Origin of the sequence: Candidatus Photobacterium acropomis, assembly GCF_030685555.1 — a bacterium.
GTDB classification, from domain to species: domain Bacteria; phylum Pseudomonadota; class Gammaproteobacteria; order Enterobacterales; family Vibrionaceae; genus Photobacterium; species Photobacterium lucens.
The window spans coordinates 1,535,499-1,555,329 of sequence record NZ_CP131609.1 but is presented as its reverse complement, the minus strand read 5'-3'; the positions used below and the strand labels follow the sequence as shown (position 1 = coordinate 1,555,329).

The 19,831-nt window shown below is 41.9% G+C and carries 17 protein-coding genes; 13 read left to right on the top strand and 4 right to left on the bottom strand.

All coding sequences use genetic code 11. The features are described from left to right. The first annotated feature begins 7 nt into the window (after positions 1–7). The 5 genes from Q7657_RS14285 (at position 8) to Q7657_RS14265 (ending at position 6,429) form a co-directional block, all read left to right on the top strand. Positions 8–2,188 carry a type I secretion system permease/ATPase gene (locus tag Q7657_RS14285; RefSeq protein ID WP_107165007.1) on the top strand — a complete coding sequence of 727 codons (2,181 nt, stop codon included), beginning with the start codon at positions 8–10 and terminating at the stop codon, positions 2,186–2,188. Then, positions 2,178–3,497, top strand: a complete 1,320-nt coding sequence (locus tag Q7657_RS14280) for an HlyD family type I secretion periplasmic adaptor subunit (RefSeq protein WP_107165006.1) — start codon at positions 2,178–2,180, stop codon at positions 3,495–3,497. The genes Q7657_RS14285 and Q7657_RS14280 overlap by 11 nt, the downstream gene beginning before the upstream one ends. Positions 3,498–3,564: 67 nt before the next feature. Then, positions 3,565–4,875, top strand: a complete 1,311-nt coding sequence (locus Q7657_RS14275; RefSeq protein ID WP_107165005.1) for a TolC family outer membrane protein — start codon at positions 3,565–3,567, stop codon at positions 4,873–4,875. Positions 4,876–4,877: 2 nt separating this feature from the next. Then, positions 4,878–5,492 (top strand): OmpA family protein, encoded by a 615-nt coding sequence (locus Q7657_RS14270; protein ID WP_053988385.1) that lies wholly within the window; start codon positions 4,878–4,880, stop codon positions 5,490–5,492. Positions 5,493–5,502: 10 nt separating this feature from the next. Beyond that, positions 5,503–6,429, top strand: a complete 927-nt coding sequence (locus Q7657_RS14265; RefSeq protein WP_107165004.1) for a PstS family phosphate ABC transporter substrate-binding protein — start codon at positions 5,503–5,505, stop codon at positions 6,427–6,429. 134 nt (positions 6,430–6,563) lie between these two features. Here Q7657_RS14265 and Q7657_RS14260 read toward each other — a convergent pair whose 3' ends face one another. The 4 genes from Q7657_RS14260 to Q7657_RS14245 form a co-directional block, all read right to left on the bottom strand. Next, positions 6,564–7,007 carry an L-alanine exporter AlaE gene (locus Q7657_RS14260; RefSeq protein WP_107165003.1) on the bottom strand — a complete coding sequence of 148 codons (444 nt, stop codon included), beginning with the start codon at positions 7,005–7,007 and terminating at the stop codon, positions 6,564–6,566. Between the two features lie 346 nt (positions 7,008–7,353). Next, entirely contained in the window at positions 7,354–8,565 is a 1,212-nt protein-coding gene (locus tag Q7657_RS14255) for an L-lactate MFS transporter (protein WP_107165002.1), read from the bottom strand. Positions 8,566–8,747: 182 nt separating this feature from the next. After that, a complete protein-coding gene (locus Q7657_RS14250) occupies positions 8,748–9,482 on the bottom strand; it encodes a LytR/AlgR family response regulator transcription factor (protein WP_107165001.1) in 735 nt (244 codons plus the stop codon). A gap of 10 nt (positions 9,483–9,492) precedes the next feature. Beyond that, entirely contained in the window at positions 9,493–11,118 is a 1,626-nt protein-coding gene (locus tag Q7657_RS14245; protein ID WP_107165000.1) for a sensor histidine kinase, read from the bottom strand. A gap of 247 nt (positions 11,119–11,365) precedes the next feature. Between Q7657_RS14245 and Q7657_RS14240 the strand changes: the two genes are divergently transcribed. The 8 genes from Q7657_RS14240 (at position 11,366) to Q7657_RS14205 (ending at position 19,488) form a co-directional block, all read left to right on the top strand. Next, positions 11,366–13,048, top strand: a complete 1,683-nt coding sequence (locus Q7657_RS14240; protein ID WP_107164999.1) for an ABC transporter permease — start codon at positions 11,366–11,368, stop codon at positions 13,046–13,048. After that, positions 13,029–13,676: an ATP-binding cassette domain-containing protein gene (locus tag Q7657_RS14235; protein ID WP_107164998.1), complete on the top strand. Its 648-nt coding sequence runs from the start codon at positions 13,029–13,031 to the stop codon at positions 13,674–13,676. The genes Q7657_RS14240 and Q7657_RS14235 overlap by 20 nt, the downstream gene beginning before the upstream one ends. Then, complete coding sequence (locus tag Q7657_RS14230) at positions 13,669–14,274, top strand: CDP-alcohol phosphatidyltransferase family protein (RefSeq protein WP_107164997.1); 606 nt, start codon at positions 13,669–13,671, stop codon at positions 14,272–14,274. The genes Q7657_RS14235 and Q7657_RS14230 overlap by 8 nt, the downstream gene beginning before the upstream one ends. 222 nt (positions 14,275–14,496) lie before the next feature. After that, positions 14,497–15,189, top strand: a complete 693-nt coding sequence (locus Q7657_RS14225; RefSeq protein WP_107164996.1) for a hypothetical protein — start codon at positions 14,497–14,499, stop codon at positions 15,187–15,189. A 52-nt stretch (positions 15,190–15,241) separates the two neighbouring features. Continuing rightward, the gene (locus Q7657_RS14220; protein WP_107164995.1) at positions 15,242–16,390 is read left to right on the top strand and encodes a copper amine oxidase; all 1,149 of its coding nucleotides are present in this window, start codon (positions 15,242–15,244) and stop codon (positions 16,388–16,390) included. A gap of 37 nt (positions 16,391–16,427) precedes the next feature. Then, positions 16,428–17,594 carry a copper amine oxidase gene (locus Q7657_RS14215; protein ID WP_107164994.1) on the top strand — a complete coding sequence of 389 codons (1,167 nt, stop codon included), beginning with the start codon at positions 16,428–16,430 and terminating at the stop codon, positions 17,592–17,594. A gap of 415 nt (positions 17,595–18,009) precedes the next feature. Beyond that, positions 18,010–18,585: a hypothetical protein gene (locus Q7657_RS14210; protein WP_107164993.1), complete on the top strand. Its 576-nt coding sequence runs from the start codon at positions 18,010–18,012 to the stop codon at positions 18,583–18,585. A gap of 45 nt (positions 18,586–18,630) precedes the next feature. Continuing rightward, a complete protein-coding gene (locus Q7657_RS14205) occupies positions 18,631–19,488 on the top strand; it encodes a DUF2971 domain-containing protein (protein ID WP_107164992.1) in 858 nt (285 codons plus the stop codon). The last annotated feature ends 343 nt before the right edge of the window (positions 19,489–19,831 follow it).

Here is a 19,831-nt window from a genome sequence, read left to right as displayed (position 1 = left end):
GGATGGTATGAGTAGTAAAAATCCGCCGTTAGATCATGACGTTTGGCTCGCCTCTATTTTATGGCTATGCCAGCATTACAGCATTCGCTGTCATCGTCTAAAAGTCACCACAGGTTTACCCTTAGTACAGGGTAAACTTGATGACTCTCTATTTGAACGAGCAGCCAACCAAGCTCAGTTGGACGTTGGCTTGCACCCGAAAAATAAGCTAACCACAGCCAGTTTTCCTGCTGTTGGCATTACTGAAACAGGTACACCCATCATCATCAGTGAATATACTGACGGTGTATTTAAAACAGTCCAGTTTCAAGTCAATGAAGCCCATTCCCCAACACCTGTTGTCTCACAACAATCAGGCGATGAATTAACACATTTACTCAATGGCGATGTGTGGCAAATATCGCCAATGCAAATGGCCGATCCTCGTGTTGATGAGATAAAACCTAAGCCTAAAAAGCATTGGCTATGGGCGGCGGTATCTGAGGTAAAACCTTGGTATCGAGATCTGCTACTCGCCTCCATTTTCATTAACTTACTTGCGTTGATCGTGCCGTTATTTACGATGAACGTCTACGATCGTGTCGTACCAAACCAAGCGTTTAATACCTTATGGGTGTTAGCTGCTGGGGTATCTATCGCACTGGTATTTGATTGGTTATTACGCGAAGCACGCAGTGCCATCACCGATATGGCTGGACACCATATTGATACCAAGTTATCGGCGATTTTGATGCAAAAAGTGTTGGGAATGAAACTTGAGCACCGTCCCCAATCCGCTGCTGCCTTTGCCCGTCAAATACAAGATTTCGACAGTGTACGAGAGTTCTTTACCTCCGTGACTTTAGTCACCTTGGTGGATTTACCTTTCACCCTGTTCTTCCTTGCCTTAATTGGCTGGCTTGGCGGTCCAATGATGTTTGTTCCAATCGCTGTGATGGTCGTGCTACTGCTGATTAGCACTATTATGAAAGGCAAAATTGGTCAAACCTTAGATGAATCGGCTCGTCTATCAACCCAGAAACAAACCCAATTATTAGATAGCTTATATAACCTATCTGATATTAAACAAAACAATGCTGAAGGCATTATTCAACGTCGTTGGGAACAAACCGTTTCTGCACTGTCTGATTGGCACATTAAGTCCCGTAAATACACCAATATTGTCTCTCACTCAGTGATGAGTAGTCAGCAGATCGTGACTATTTGCTTAATTATCATTGGTGTTTACCGCATTTCTGAAGGCTTACTCAGTATGGGTGGCTTAATTGCTATCGTCATGTTGAGTGGTCGAGCGGCCAGTTCAATCAACCAATTATCCATGTTAATGCTGCGCTATCAGCAAAGCCGTTCAGCGATCACTGGACTTGATCAGGTAATGGCATTGCCACAGGAAAATAATGAACATCAGGTAATGGATCGTGGCGAATTTAACGGTAATGTGCAGCTAGATGATGTGAACTTCGCTTACCCTGAACAACAGTTCAATGCACTAAGCAATATCTGCTTAACCATTCGTCAAGGTGAACGTGTGGGTATTATTGGTGCCGCAGGTTCAGGTAAATCAACACTGTTAGCCCTACTTTCTTATCAATATCGTCCAAGTTCAGGACAGTTGTACTTTGAAGGCATTGATGCCCAACTCTGGCCACCAGCAGCACTGCGTAACAACATTGGTTGGGTTGGACAACAACCTGCGCTTATCTACGGCACTATCTACGAAAACATCCTATTTGGCTGTGATGACGTCGATGAAAAACGCCTCAGTCACGCCATTAGCACTTCAGGCTTAAACGGCTTTATGGATCGCCTTGCTAATGGCTTAGAAACCCAAGTTGGTGAAAACGGACGTAACTTATCGGGAGGCCAACGCCAAGCGGTTGCACTGGCTCGCGCTTTATATCGTTCTCCTAGCCTATTACTGATGGATGAGCCAACAAGCGCATTAGATCAACAAGCGGAAGAGCGTTTCCGTCAGGCATTACATCGATTACCACGTGATATCACTATGGTGATCAGCTCTCACCGTCCGTCTATTTTGGCGCAATGTGATCGCATTATTGTGTTAGAACGTGGGCAAATTGTTGCTGATGATAAAGCGCACGACATTCTCGCTAAACAACAACCTAAACGCCCAGTTAGCCGTGTTCGCTCGGTCAGTATTGTTCAAGGAGGCAGTAATGAGCAGTAATTTAAAATGGGCGAACCAAAAACATGCCTATCGCTCTCGTAAGATTGTTTGGCTTTGCTCGCTATTAGTGATCGCTATTATTACGTGGGCTGCTTACTCCAAACTTGAAGAAGTGGTGGTCGGTGACGGCAAAGTGGTTCCTACGCTGGCGATCCAAAAAATTCAAAGTTTAGAGGGCGGGATCATTGAACAAGTGCTGGTGAGTCCGGGCGAACAAGTAAAAAAAGGGCAAACTTTATTGATCCTTGATGACACCCGTTTTCGCACTGCATTTCATGAATCTGATGAGCACTTTCGTACCCTACAGGCTCAGATCAAACGTCTGAAAGCCGAATTAGAGACGGTTAAAGTCAATACCAAAGAAAAAGACTGGCAAAAGCAAATCACCATTAACCATCAAGCTCTCGACTTTGATGATTTAAGCCGCCGTGCTCAAATCAATGCGCAAGCTAACTACAACGAGCGTATTAGCCAAATTGAATCACAACTTGAAGAAGCGCAATTGACGATTGAGCAACAAACAGAAGCACTGCGTGATGCCAAAAGTAATACCGCAACCCTTAATAGCAGTCTTCACTTAGTGAACAAAGAAGCAAGAATGCTCGAAGGTGCAGTAAAACGTGGTGCTGTTGCCGAAGTTGAATTGATCCAAACTCGTCGTGATCAGGTCAAACTCCGCGGTGAAATTGCCAGTTCAAAAGTGGCACAACAAAAAGCATCAGCAGCCTTACGTGAAGCTATTGTGATGCGTCGAAATCTAGCATTGGAATTTAGAACGTCGGTACAAGCGCAGCTTAACGAAGCGACCAACCAATTTGCTCAGCTAGAAGACAGTCAAGAAGGGTTAGCCGATCAGTTAAAACGAACAGAAATCAAAGCCCCTATGGACGGCACGATCAAAGACATTTTAGTGCGCTCATTAGGTGGTGTAGTGAAACCCGGAGAACCGATCATGGAGCTGGTTCCTCACGACAGTAAATTAATCGTAGAAGCACGCATATCACCACAAGATATTGCTTTTGTGAGCAAAGGCTTAGAAGCAACGATTAAATTTACCGCTTATGATTTTGTCGTCTACGGTGGACGTAAAGGCACCGTGACTTATGTCAGCGCCGATGCCCTACAAACAGAAGATGGTACTGCTTATTACCGCGCTCATATCCAACTTCACGATGATCCTGATACCCGTCTTCAAGTTATTCCCGGCATGCAAGCCATGGTGGATATCTTAACTGGCGAAAAAACCGTTTTAAGTTACTGGTTAAAACCGCTATTACGCGCCAAAGCCAGTGCATTAAGAGAACCTTAAATAATTTATAACAAACAGATTTTTGCCGATTCATAAGGCGACAGAACAAAAAGATAAAGGAAAAGGAATGCGTTTATCATCATTAATAGCAGTGGCGCTATTTTCATCTAGTGCTGCGCATGCGCTCTCATTAGAAGAGTCTGTGGCATCAGCCATTGATTACAGTCCACAGATCGCTGGACAATATGCCCGTTACCAATCAGTACTCCGTGAAGTCGATGGCGCGCAAGCGGATTACTTACCGCAAGTGAATCTCTACGCTGCGGCAGGTTACGAAGAAACCCGTTATAACAGCGGCAACAAGATCCCAAAAGACGATCGTGGTATGAACCGTACCGAAGTTGGCTTTAAAGCTTCACAACTGATCTTTGATGGCTTTAAAACCTCAGCCAATACCAACCGTTTAAGCCATGAAGCAGAATCTGAACGTTTAACCTTATTATCTGATGCTGAAGATATTTCATTAGATACCACACGTTTGTATCTCGAAGTGCTAAAAGCAAAAACCATCCATGAGTTAACCCAACGTAACGTCCGTGAACATGAAGCGATCTACCAAGATATTCTGGATAAAAACTCAAAAGGCTTAAGCAGTAACTCAGATTTAGCCCAAATTGCAGCCCGTGTTGCGACAGCACAATCGTCACTGATTGCAGCTGAAAATAACCTCTACGATTTAGATGCACAATTCATGCGTTTAGTTGGTAAGCCAGCTTCAGGTTTAGTTGATCCTGTGGTAGATACCGCCCTACTGCCTAGCAGCAAAGAAATTGCGGTTAAACAAGGCGTTGAACAGCACCCTGAAATTCAAGCTGCCATAGCGGATATTAAAGCGACACGTGAAGAGATCCGCCGTGAAAAAGGCAATTACTTCCCTGAATTTAAGCTAGAAGTACATGCAAATGCCAACGATAACGTGGGTAATACGCTCGGTCCCGATCAAGATGCTCGTGTCATGTTAACCATGAACTACGACATTTATAACGGTGGTAAAACCAATGCCGATACGGAAGCCTCGGCATGGCGTCATGAAGAAGCCCGTACGGTTCGTTTACGTGCAGAGCGTGAAGTAGTTGAAGGCACTACCCTTGCGTGGAATGCCTACAACATGCTAGAGCAACAAAAGAAGCTATTAAAACAGAACGTTGATGCAGCCAAAGCGGCTGAAATGGGTTACGAAGAGCAGTTTCGTTTAGGTCGTCGTAGCCTACTTGACGTACTGGATGCCAAAGTCGAAGTGTTTCTTGCTCGTAAAAACTACATCCACACTGAATATGATCACACCTTAGCGGCATATCGCATTTTGAATGCGATGGGTAAATTAACCTACGCGTTACGTGTTGAATACCCAGAACAATGGCAAGCGAAGGAGCAATAATCATGACTAAATCACTACTTTCTTTGATCTTATTGCCGTTGCTATTAACTGGCTGTGCGCAAATGCCAGATACCCAAGTCACTCGCCATCAAATTGATGATCTTCGTGATCATGATAAAGATGGCGTGATCAACCAGCGTGATATGTGTGCCGATACCCCAACAGGCACCAAAGTGGATATTACAGGTTGTGCGCCATGGGAGGTGAAACCTAAATACGATATTCAGACGGTGTACTTTAACTATGACGATGCCCATATCCGTTTAGATCAAAATGAAACCTTTACCCTGCTGTTTAATCTTTTAAAGCAAAAACCACAGGCAAAAGTGATCCTTGTGGGAGATACCAGCCCAGAAGGTACCGATGCGTACAACAAAGCATTAGCGCAGCGTCGAACTGGGGTGATTAAAGATGCCTTGATCGAAAATGGCATTGCCCCTGAGCGTATTTCAGAGCAAGAGTTCACACAAGTAACAGAGCTAACTAAGCACCTTAAAAAACGTGAACGACGTACCATTGCTGTGCTGACCAGTAATGAAATGGCACCTGTAAAAAAATGGACGATTTACAGCTCAGAACAATCAGCACAACACGTTTCAACGACAGCAGATCAGTAAGGACATTTTCATGAATAAATCAACGTTTGCTTACATGCTACCCTTGGCACTGTTCGCCTCTTCTGCTTATGCCGATAGCAATAAAACCATTGCGGTAGAAAGCGAATTAAACAATGTCGTCAATGATCTGCTTGTCTCTGCAACACTGGATGAAAAACTGCTGACGGAACAAAGCAATGATATTCAAAAAGTGATGATTGAAGACGGGGTAAAAATAGGCATTAGCTCTCGTCGTTGGCTAGATAGCGAAGTGGCCGTTTTTCAACACAAATACGGTTATAAACCTACTGAGCTATACTTTACATCCGATGCGGTAGCGATTTTAGTTAATGAAGATAACCCAATAAAATCGATTTCAATCAATGCATTGGCTGATATTTTTGGTTGTAAATCATCACTCGCACCTGTGCAATGGCAATCGGTTAGCCCCGTATTATCGGATAATAAAGATCTCAGCCAAGTACAGGCTTATTCTGTGAATGGTGAGCTGTCTTCGCATCGTTATTTCAACAAGATGATCACGTGTTATGACGGACAGAAAACAGCAACAAAATCACTGAACAGCCGTAAAGATCTGCTAAATACTATCGAAGATAAAGAAAATGCGATTGGCTATACGGTTTATCATAGCCAAACCCAAGATGTAAAACGTCTTGAGATCATTGATAAAGATGGTGAAATCTTTAGCTTAGATCATGAAACGATTTTGTCAGGTCGCTACCCGCTTGCTAACGTTTATTACATGTACCTCAATCTCGATCCGGCAAAAAGTCAGTTATCATCACAACAGACGGCATTTGTCGATTATGTAATGACACCAGAAGCACAACAAACCTTAGTCAATAACGGCTTTATTGATCTGCCACCAGCGGCAATTGAGCGCAATAAAGTGGTATTAAAACAGCAGCGACCTGAAATCCAAGGCGGTTATAAATAATCGTTTATAACTAAGGTTATCAATCACCATATAACAAACCTAAGCGTATAAATCTGAGCGTTATAAGCCTAAAAACAACAGGGGCGTAAAGTTAACCTTTACGCCCCTGCTTCTATTCTGTTAACTGTTTTCAGTTATGCCGCATTCGGTACACGGAACATACGGCGACACATTTCTAAAAACTGCCCATACACCACGCCCAGTGCACCAGAGACCAAAATATTACTGGTTACCGCTGTCACGATCTGATCAAAGCTCGCCCCAACCGCTAATAAAATGCCTGCGTAGACCGGAGATTGGAACAGAACATACGCTGCCATATCTGATAACCCTTTCATCCAACGTTTGCTAGAAATACGCATACCCTGATGGATCATAAAGTCACGAAATACCCCATAAGGCCATGCAATCGCAATATTGATCGGAATAGATAAGGTGCGTGATGCCAGTGATTGCTCAAACGACATGCCTGAAATAAAAATCTCAATCATCATGCCAGCAGCAAAACTAAAGACCACCATTGCAAAGGTGTCTGCTGCGGCACTTCTATACTTTAAAGGCAATTTAATCACTGACATGGCAAGATCTCACAAAATAATACGCTAACAATAACTCTGTATAGAGTGACCCTCACTGCCTTTAAATTTATGAGCAGTTTATTTGCGTATTAAACCAGAGCTTAACCAAAATAAGGCACTATATTTGAAACTAGTTTTCATTATGGTAACTAATTTTCACATGCAAAATAGTGTTTTTAACTACCTTTCTCAAAAGCTACCAGTGCGATCATTTATTGTAAGCCGCATGTCGCTATATGGTTTATCTCCCTATCGTTCTAAAATAAAAAACCGAGCACCTATTATTCATAAGTGCTCGGTTTTAAACGTATTCCTTTAAAGAATAGCGCAATTAAGTCGTTACAACTTAGCTATTCGCCACTAGCTCGGCATCACTTTCACCGTTAGGTAATTTAATCGTTAGTGCAATCACTAAAGACACAATCAATAGCGCAAACATTAAGTAAAACGTAGCAATGAAGCCGCCAAACACTGACGCTACGATAGAGCCAATAAAGCTACCGATACCGAAACCTAAATAAATCACACCGTAATTTTTAGTCAGGTTATTTAAACCAAAGAAGTCGCTGACTAAGGATGGGAACACAGTGATCGTGCCGCCAAAGCTAAATGCAATACACGCTACCGCAAAATAGAACACCATCATATTTAAGTGGGCAAACAGTAGTGCACAAACACCCAATAGACATACCGCCAGTGCAATCGCAATCACATTGGTACGTGCCATTTTGTCCGATAACACCCCAAGTACTAAACGACCACCAAGGTTTGCCACCGCAATAATCGCTACAGCAGAAGCGGCAACTTCAACCGATAAATGCACGTAGGATTGACCAATATCTTTCGCTACACCGATAACGTATAAACCACTCATACAAACAGTTAAGAACACAAGTGCCAACATCCAAAATTGAGGGCATTTCATTGATTCTGCTAATGAGTAATCACGTACCCCTTCCGCAGCTTCCACCGCTGAGATCTCTTGTTTGGGTGCATCTTTCATCATCAAACCACCGATGATCACCATTACCATTGCAATCACACCCCAGATATCAAATGTTGATTCCAAACCGTTATGCTCTAGAAGATACATGTTGATGAATTTAAAACCTAAGCTACCTAGACCATAAGCACCAATAGCACAGGCAGAGATTAAGCCTTTACGTTCAGGGAACCACTTCACACAGTTAGAAAGCGTCATTAAATAGCCCGTACCATCAGCAAAGCCAATTAAGAAGCCAGCAAACACATACAGCAGAATAAGATTCGTGGCATGGGCTGTTAGTAATAAACTCGCCCCAAGTAGCACGCCAGCGCCAATAGTGACTTTACGCACACCAAAACGCTCTTGCATTTTACCCGCCATGGAAGAAGCAACGGCAAGTGCCAAACTCAAGATACCGAATGAAAACGCCACACGGCTAACAGGCTCAGATAGCTTGTCGGCAAGTTGGGCATTGAACAAACTCCATGTGTAAACCGAACCTAATGCAAATTGGGTAATAATGGTGCCAATTAAGGTTAGAACACGTGTTCTATTCGCGATGTGAGTGCTCATCGTCGTACTCTCCAAGGGGACTGATAACGCTGGCGATAACCTAATGAATTACCGCTTCCTGCCCCCAACATACGACGATGAATGAAGATAACAATAGGATGAGAAAACTATAAAATGAGCTGCCTGCTCAGTGGTATTAAATGCAATATATCCGCATGAAATGCATTTTGTCGCTTTGGTAATTACAACTTCATACGCTCGCGGAACAACTTAATATTACTACGACTGACCGGCACTTGTTGCTCATGATGTTGTAATTTCAGCATGTAGGTACTGTTGACCCAAGGGATGATTTCCTGCACTCGTGCCACATTAATGCAATAAGAGCGATGGCAACGAAAGAACGCAGATTCTGGCAATTTCGCCACCAGCTCACTGATCGTCATCGGTGCAATAAAACAACCATCAGCGGTATACACCTTAGTGATTTTCTCACTGGCTTCGGCATAATCAATATCCTCAATCGGGGTGATCACAATCCGATTATCTTTCATCAAATTCACCGTTTGATGGCGTACTTGCGCTGATGTTTGTTGCTCTTGCTGATTTGCTGTTTGATGCTGTTGTTCTAATTTCGCTAACAGCCCTTTCACTCGCGCTTCGCTGATTGGTTTGAGTAGATAATCAAACGCCTCTAACTCAAATGCATCAACCGCATAATCTTTATAAGCAGTGGTGAACACAATGTGCGGCTTGTGCTTAAACTGTGAAATATTACGCGCCAGCAACATGCCATCAATCGACGGAATATTAATATCGAGGAAAACAATATCAACTTGGTTAGTTTGCAAAAACTTAAAGGCTTCTAATCCATCTTCAAAAGCAGCTTCGATCTGAATATGACTATGAGTTTGAATTAAATATGTTAACTCTTCACGCGCTAAATATTCATCTTCAACAATCAGTGCTTTTAGCATGGAACAACCTTTATTTTACGTAGAACAACATTTCAGTGCCTTTCTCAAGGCGACGAATATGCAAGCCTTCACCATAAAGTAGCAATAAACGCTGATGGACGTTATTTAACCCTATACGATGAGAATCCACATTGCCGGTATAAAGTTTATCGATCACTTTTTGCGAAATACCCACACCAGTATCTTGGATCATGATGGCAATTTTCTCACCGACAGTTTTCACAGAAATCGTCACTGTTCCCGGCTCTCGGGATGGCTGAATACCATGCAAAATGGCATTTTCCACTAACGGTTGGATCAGTAAACAAGGGATCTGTGGGTGCACATCGTCAATATCAAAAATAACGTCGAGTTTATTACCAAAACGGGCTTGCTCGATGGCGACATAATCGCGCACTTGCTGCAGCTCTTCTTGGATATCGATCAATTCAACGTCACGTTCTAGGTTATATCGCAGAAAATCGGCTAAATTTGCAATCAGCTCTCTTGCATGATCAGGGCGAATACGAATTAAGGTCGAAATTGCATTCAATGCATTAAATAAAAAGTGCGGATTAATTTTACTTTGTAGCGCTGAAAACTCAGCTTTGCTTGCCATCGCTTTGAGTTGCTCTATGCGTGACACTTCCATTTGAGTCGAGATAATTTGCGATAAACCGATCGCCATTTCACGCAGTGATAAACGGATTTGATCAGGGCGGCAATAAAAGATCTTCAATGTGCCACTCACCTCGCCATTTTCCCATAATGGAATGATCAACAAGGATCGAAACTCATGCACATTTAAATTGTTACTGATAATTTGCTTACCCGTTGTTACCGCTTGCCGTGTCATCCCACTGATTTGATGGTGAGCATCAAGAAAGTTCTCTTCACCACTGCCAACATACGCACGCACATCAATCGTATCGGTAATGGCTACTGCGTCGGCATATGTATGTTCACGAATAATATTGCACACCTTTTGTAGCGACTCTCGGCTATTGATCCGAAAGTACGGCAGAGTTTTATTGGCAATATCTAACGCCAGTTTCGCTTGTCGTGCAGCGACTATGTCTTTTTCTTCATCCAGTCCTTGCACCAGTTTAATGATCAAACCAATACAGACGGTTCCCGTTATCATTGGAAAGCTAATGTGCGAAACGATGTTATACGCCAGCGCTTTATCTTCCGACAGCGTCACAATCAACACCATGGTTAAGATCTCACATACCATGCCAGCCAAAATACCGAATTGGGCATAATGTTTTTTCTGGCAAGACAGGTGGATCCATGTCGCCAATAAGCCAGCAAAAATACTGGTTAGCAAACATGCGACCGATGTTGGGCCATGAATATCAATTAAATAACGGTGAACACCAGCAATGATCCCTGCAGGAATGCCCACCCAAGGGCCAAATAAGATGCCGCCAGAGACCACCGCAATAATCCGAACATTCACCAGCGAGCCATCAACTTTAACCCCGGTATAGGTACTCAAAACCGCAAAAAGGATAAACAAAAGAGAGATCATGGCGGTTTCTGCTGGTCGACGATGCTGCTTTTTCACAATCGACTGAAAGTGCTGAGTTTGGGTTAATAAAAACAGTGCCATTAATAACAATGCTGCACGCTCAAATACCGCTAACAGCATCATGAATTGATCGCTATACACGTGAATACCCGATATGAAAGGAAAGAACCGCTATTGTACGTAAGTTCTTACTCACCTCAGCAAATGAAAGAAAAGATTGCATTTATAGGTCTTTATACACAGGCAAGGTTATTTATTAATCTAATTATCAAAATCACATTGATTATTAAATAATAGTAATTAGTATCAAGCCCCTTATTATCACAGCTCTGCACCTGTGACGTTCATTCCCTAACCATGAGAACACGGTATGTTACCTGCGCTTTACATATTTCTGATTGCCGTGTGTATTTTGCCAACCCTACCGGGGCTGATGGGCGTGATCATGGCGGCGTTAGGCTATATGCCAGCACTAGGGTTACATCACTTTTCAATGCAGGGCTTTGCACAGGTTTTCCAGTGGCAAGGAATTGGACATAACCTTGGCTTAACCCTTTTCACCACATTATTAAGCACTTATCTCGCCTGTTTTTTTACATTTGCGATTTTACAAAGCAGTTGGGGAACCCGATGGTGGCAACGTATTGAAGCCGCCCTAAACCCACTGTTGGCGATTCCTCATGTGGCTTTTGCAATTGGATTTTCATTCCTCTTTGCCCCAACTGGCATGGGAATGCGTGCGTTATATACGCTTATCGCCCCTACATTCAATGCCACCAGCGATACCCCCTTACTCATTCAAGATCCCTACGGGCTTGGGCTTATTTTAGTATTAGCACTTAAAGAAACCCCATTTTTACTGCTAATGAGTATGTCAGTACTCAAGCAGCTTAATGTAAAACAAACCGAGCAAGTGGCAGCCTCGCTTGGCTATAACCGTAGCCAAACATGGTTAAAATGCGTGTTTCCACAATGGCTATCAAAGCTACGTTTTGCGATTTTTGCCGTTATTGCTTATGGCGTATCGGTGGTCGATGTGGCTCAAATTGTTGGCCCAACCAATCCGCCGACATTTGCGGTATTAGTATGGCAATGGTTTAGCGATCCCGATCTTCAGCTTATGCCTCGTGCCGCCGCAGGGGCAATTGTGCTATTTGCATTAGGTTCATTGCTATTAGCTGTGGCGTTCAGTATTGAATGGATCCTGACAAAGGGGATTAATCAATGGCTTTGGTCTGGTCGAAAAGCGTTTCGCTTACCGGGCAAATCGGTATTTGTTCTATTGATTAGCTTAACAGCTCTCATCATTCCATTACTGACGCTGTGGAGTATGGCGCTACGCTGGCGTTTTCCTGATCTGCTTCCGAGCCGTTATAGCGAACGTTTTTGGCAACTGGAATGGAGCAACATTCTCAGCACGATCAATATTAGCGTGATCATTGCGCTGATCAGTGCCTCAATTGCGCTTGTTTTTGCCATTGTTGCCCACGAATACCGCATCAAACATCAATGGCATATTCCCAATTACATTATTGCCATTCCGATGTTAGTGCCGCAATTATCGCTGCTATTTGGTTTGCAGGTACTTACTTTGTATACCAACATTCACCACTACGGTGTTTGGGTTACATGGGCACACTTGTTCTTTGTGTTCCCCTATGTTTATTTGACTCTTGATGGGGTTTACCGCAGTTACGATCAACGCTTAACCCAAATCGGGCTCAGCTTAGGTAAAAGCCCACTTCATGTTTGGTTAAAAATCAAATTACCGCAAATTGCCAGTGCCTTGTTATTTGCATGGGTGATCGGCATTAGCGTGAGCCTTGCGCAATACCTACCGACATTAATGCTCGGTGCTGGGCGTATCAGCACGTTAACAACTGAAGCGGTAGTACTTGCCAGCGGCTCAGATAGGCGCATCACCGCAATTTATGCCCTATGCCAAGCCTTGATCCCATTATGTTTCTTTGTATTTGCTTACACCATAAACAAGAAAAAAGCCCCAACGACAGAACAAGTAAGGTCTACCCATCATGAGCTTTCATATCAATAACGTCACAATCACAAAACCCAACGGTGACGTATTGCTCTCTTCATTTAGCTTACATATCGCTAAAGGGGAAATCGTGACCTTAATGGGGCCAAGTGGTTGTGGGAAATCCACCTTACTCAATTTCATTGCAGGGCATTTGAACCCTGAATTTACCGCCAAAGGAACATTGACGTTAAATAACCAAGCGATCACCGAAGTGCCTGCTCACTTACGCAATATCGGGGTGTTATTTCAAGATGATCTGTTATTTCCCCATTTAACCGTGTGGGAAAACCTCGCCTTTGCCTTACCGAATAACATCAAAGGCAGTGAGCGAAAACAACACGCACTCACAGCATTAGCACAATTAGAACTTGCCGAGTTAGCAAACGCTTACCCTCATCAAATCTCTGGCGGTCAAAGAGCGAGAATAAGCCTAACTCGCCTATTAATGGCAAAACCGCAGCTGATTTTATTAGATGAACCGTTCAGTAAACTCGACAACACCTTGCGCCAACAATTTCGAGATTGGGTATTTCACCAAATTCAACAAGCGAGTATTCCGACATTGATGGTTACCCACGACAAACAAGATATTCCAAACAATAGCCAGGTAGTCCAATGGCAACAGGAGCCACCACATGCTTGATCGCTTCTGCATTAAAATCTTAAAAACGCCGTTAGAAAAAAGTGCAACTAAGCTGCATAGCTACGGTATTTCAGCCAATCAAGTGACACTCTTTGGCTTTATTATTGGTTGTTTAACCCTACCTGCTTTAATTACCGAGCACTATTTGCTGGCACTGTTCTTCATCTTATTCAATCGCCTTTGTGATGGTTTAGATGGTGCAGTCGCACGTATTGAAGGCATTACCGATGCCGGTGGCTTTTTAGATATCAGTTTGGATTTTCTGTTCTACTCACTAGTACCATTTGGGTTTATTCTGGCAAACCCAGAGCAGAACGCCATTGCAGGCGCATTACTGATATTTTCATTTATTGGTACAGGCAGTAGCTTTCTTACCTTTGCGATCATGGCGAGCAAACAAGGTATCGAAAACCCTGTCTATAAACATAAGTCATTGTATTACATGAGTGGATTAACCGAAGGGACAGAAACCATCGGCTGCTTTGTGCTGTTTTGTTTACTCCCCCAGCATTTTGCAACCATCGCCTATATCTTTGCCGCAGCATGTTGGTTTACCACTTTTACACGCATATACAGTGGTTTTAATACGTTGAGATAAAGCCTCTTTCTAACTCACAATAAGATGCTAAACCTGCCTATTAGCATCTTATTGTGTCAGCTTGTCTCATATCTTGCTTTTGTCTTAGTTATTCAACTTTGTCTCATCTTTTGTATCAAACAAAATCACAACAACTAATAATAAATATATCAACTACACTTACCTAGAGGTTTGTGTTGTCAAAACGCATTAACTATTTATTTCTTAGCACAGGAAATAACAATGCACACACTTAAACAGGCAAAAACACTGTTATTAAGTACCGCTATCCCACTCACTTTTGGGTTAGTACCACTCACTCAGGCTGAGCCATTAACAGCAGAGGATTACACTAAAGCCAAGAACCTAGGAGAAGCTAACACGCGAAGCTTGCATCCTACGACATCAAGAGTGATAAAAGTATCGAAACATCGCTCCAATGTGATGACACATAACGAAAAATGGATGGATGTTTATCGTTATCACTATCCGACCGATACCACAGAACGCATTATTTACGATGTGGTTAACGATAAAGTCATTGATTCCAAGCAGTATAAAAATATCCAGTTTTCAGCTACCCGTGATGAGATCGCTTACGCCAAACAACTGCTGATGAACAATGCCGCCTTTATGGATAAACTCTCCGCAGAGTATTACGATCGCTACCATCATTCGTTACCGATCCAAGCCCCGCTATCTGGTCTTAATATCAAAGCGATCGTCCTAACCAGCGACAACCCTCATAGCATCCCGTTAGTCGCCAATACTAAAAACTGTGGTTTAAATCGCTGCATCTACTTCTTCTTTACCTCTTTAGATTCCCCTTATGAGTATGTTGCGCTTGAAACCAAAGCCATAGTGAACTTATCCAAACACACCATAACCCCCTTCCGTCATAAAAGTGAGGTAAGTGATCACGCAGATCATCACTAATGCCGGATGATCTTTCTCGTCTCAAACATAAATTTACTTAGGTGAAAGAGTGATGAAAGACTGTAAACCAATTTATTCGCTACTTATGCTGCTGTGTTTAGCCATCAGCATTCCAACACATGCCATGACGACCTCTGACAAGTATCAATGTCCGAGCCAACAGCAATTTGAATATCAATTTGAATCTGGCAACCGTTGGCAATTTTGCTGGCAATGGGATAGCCGCTACGGTGTGAGCCTACATGATGTGTCTTTCAGTACGATACGTGGTTCAACAAATACCTATATCGCTTCAGCCATCGCGTTAAATCAAATTGAGCTTGTTGATGCGCAAAACACCAGTAACATCAACCAAATTACTCAACTCGATAAAACCCAATCGACACTCAGTGGTAATTGCCCGAATGGCACCTTGCTATCAGACAGTGATAACACCCCACTGTTATGCATTAAGCCAAGCTCAGAAGATTACGCCATGCATAATGATGGGGATTCTCGCCGTAAACACTCAGTCGATATTCTTAGCCTTATCACCGTCGATAACAACCAATTTGTCTCTCGCTTACGTTTACACGACGACGGTAGCTTTACCCCATCGGCAAGCCTTATCACCGACAGCAGTAACAATACTCACTACATCGTTAATTACTTCTGGCGTTTAGATTTAGACATAGGTGCAACTGCCACCAATGATCATGTTGAAGAGTTTCGTACCCATATTCGCAAAGGTCGTAATCAACGAGAGATCAGAACCAACACAGTTCTACAACCTGCTGAATTTAAAAAACAATATGATCGTAAAAAGATGAAAAGCTGGCGTATTTACGATGGGCAAATCACCAACGAATACGACATGCCATCGTCTTATCACATTTTCCCATTAGGCCATGCCGCCATTGAACGTGATGTACAACGCCCGTGGACAGAATCTGACGTTTACTTCACCAACTATCATCCTTGTGAACATAAAGCGCTTAATAACAATGAAGCGGATTGTGCCGAGAATGTAGTGCAAATGGTCGATCAAGAAACCATTACCGATGTTGTGGCTTGGGTAAAACTCACCGCACATCACACGCCACCTTATACCAGCAGCAATGATCTCGCATTAGTATGGCAAGAGTTCACTGTTTATCCTCGTGATGTTTACAGCCGTAACCCTAATTATCCCGAACCGGAGATCCCAATCCCCCTTGACTAAAACATGAATCAATCGACTTGAATGTAGAGAGGATAATATGTTTACAGCAAAAAAATGGTGGATCATCAGCTTTGCTCTCGCTTGCTTTTATTCATCTACCGTCTTCGCTTGTAGCCCAGAAGACAGCAACTACGTTGAGCAAGGCTTCAATAACGGAGCTAAATGGACAATGTGTTGGGAGTTCGATGGTGATGAAGGGATTTACCTTACCGACATTACCTACACGCCGCCTAACAGCAATACGCCTTTTCGCGTGATCAACGAGATCTTACTGTCACAAATCTTTGTCCCTTATGATAATGGGCGTGACCGCTTCCACGATGTCACCGATTATGACTTTGGTGGCAGTATGATCGAAATTAAACCGCAAAATTGCCAAAACGGACATATCGTTCGGTTAGACACATTTTATCAAACCGCACTTCCTGGTTTGTGTATTAAAACAGGCAGTGATACCACCCTTCATGATCTCATTGGCACCCCAGCCAACAGTGAATACCTCCAACTGTTTTCATCTCACCAAGTAGGTGCTTATAACTACATTCCTGATTGGCGTTTTTACAGTAACGGCATGATGGAATTTGCTGTCGGTGCAACAGGCGCACTACAAACTGTTGTTCGCATAAATAACAACCCTGCACGTGAAGAGCGTTATCGTAAATTAGGCTGGAAAATCGACCATGATCTTGTGGGTGTCTCACATATTCATAACTACTTCTGGCGTATCGACTTTGCGGTTGGCGATCAAGAAAACGATGATGTTTTAAAAGTGCTACGTTATAAAAAAGAAGGTAATAAAACAGTTGAAAGCGCCACCCAAATAACCAAAGAAGGACGCTTTAACCATAAAGAAAGCAACTTTAAAACGTGGATCGTTGAAGAAAGTGCCACCTCTAACAAAGGTTACATTCTTCAACCGGGTGATGCAGGACATCGTTTTAAAGGCATCAAAAAAGAGAAATTCACCCGTAACGATCTTCATATCTCTCGCGATATTCCTTGTGAACGCTACGCTTCTCACAACAAAATGTGTAATGGCAAAAAGCAACTCAGCGATTTTATTCAAGAGAATAAGACGATAGAAAACCGAGATTTTGTAGTGTGGTATAACCTAACCTTGCACCATATTCCACGCGGTGAGGAATCCCCAGAAATGGATATGCACCGTAATAGCTTCAAGCTAGTGCCTAGAAACTTATATTGAGGATGGTATTTATCCAAACGTAAAAAACCGCTAATGAGAGTTAGCGGTTTTTTAATGTGCTGAATATTTGTTGTAAGAATAACTTAACTATTTCTAACTTGAAAATGCCCCATTATCATTCAGATCAAATACTCATTAATATCGCATTAACATGATTTTGGATTAGTTTTATTTACTGTATATATCAACAGTTATAATAAAACGTGGTGATTTTATCGCTTGAGTTCTGTTTTTAAAAAGACTGATTAAATACATTTATTACTTTTTACACCCTCTTTTAATTTATAAATAAAAAATGCTAGTAATCTCATAATATGTAGGGTTTATATCGAGTATAGTAAATGTATTTATGAGTATATTTTTGCGCAAAAGTAAGAATGCTTATTAATAGGCTTTTAAACGTATAGGCGTCATTTTGAGTTACGGGTACAGATTAAATGTAGAACAGCTTCTACTCAAAAATGCAAATAAGAGTTGGTTAGAAGCTGCCAAAAAATTGGTTTCAGTCAGGCACTCTGATCCTGAGACTGCAAAAGACATTACGCTAATGAGTCCAGCGTTCGATGATGAGAAAACAATATCTTTATGTATCGAGTCTGTTTTAGGTTGGGCTATAGCAACTGAAGCATTTGTTAATCTAGCCTGGCAAAATACTCCTAGCACTTCTGGGTTAGATGAAAAGCAATTCAGAGGCACAGTAGATAAAATTAAGTATCTCTGTAAAACAAACGAGATAAATTATGGCTCGTTAAAATGGCGTGATGATCTTGTAGAGTTGTTTAAGTTAAGAGACTACCTAGTACATTATAAAGATCTCATTACATACATTGGTTTTTCTTTTGCTCCAAAATATCAACGAGACTTTTGTAGTAAAAATATGGAAAAATATCAATCATCTGTAATGAGTCTAATGGAAGTATTAGGCGGAAAGTTAGGTATGAATATCTCTTTTCTAGCTGGGGAGTTCGAGCTTTTCTATTACAGAGAATAACTTGATAATACGCTTAACAAGGCTAGATTTTTTTTGGAAATATCTGTGTACAAATATATCTCTAATGACTTACCTCATTTTTTTGAAAATGGGATGTTGAGGTTTACTCAACCAGGTCAGTTCAATGATCCTTTTGAATTATTGCCTTGCTATGTTGATGTCATGGGAGAAAGTACAAAGAAGTACATCCTCGAAAACATTGAGGTATGGTTAAAGGAAGATCGAAAAACTGAGCCGTGGTATAAGAAATTAGTTCCTTTACCAATTAAACTAGCTGTTATTAAGGCTTTTTTACAAAGTAAGAATAAGCACATTACTAAAGTCATGGAGCAGTTTGATGCCACTGGAGTAAGCGTTGCAAACACCCAGTACCGAAATATTATTGATCAATCCGATGGAATCTTATGTTTATCCGAAACTGCAGATAATCTTCTTATGTGGTCACATTACGGTAATTGTCATCAAGGCTATGTCATCGAATTTGATACTTCCCATGATTTTTTTAATCAAAAAATTCTCAATCCAAAAACTGGTGGGTTTCTTGAGTATGCAGGTAGTCCGCATAAAGTTACTTACGCCAAGCATAGAAAAATTATCCCATTTTGGCAGAAATCCATGTTTGATGTATTTTTGACTAAAGGAAGTGATTGGGAGTATGAAAAGGAACATCGAATGGTACTTCCTCTTGAGCTTGCCTCAAAAGTGATAGATGACAATATTTATTTATTTCACATTCCTTTTGAAGCAGTAAAAAGCATAATATTTGGGGCAAAGTGTGAAGATAGCTTTATGCAAGATAGCATAGAACAAATTCAGCTATGGAGCAGTAAGCACTGCGAATTCAGTATGTTTAAGATGGAACTCTCAGAGCAGACTTTTGGGCTAGTGCGACATAAAATCTAACAGATAAGGGTAAGTGCCGCAAAGTTGACACCTATCCAAAGTATTTAACGAACTTATATATGTAAATATTAGAAAGGGTGATGCCGAAAGAAGCCAAATATTACCCTTACTTTTGCAAATCATCTAAGTAGTTTCTGTCCAAAAACGATCTTGCTCATACGATGGCTAGCTTGAAGCTCGCTAGCAATTAAAATTCAAACGTTAAGAATTAGTGAAATCTATTTATTTCAAACACAAAAAACCGCTAACTTTCGCTAGCGGCTTTCTTTAATATCGCGGAGTCGTTCTGGGTATTTGAGGGTTTGAACCCTGCTTTAAAATATCAAATGACTCAAAGCAAAAA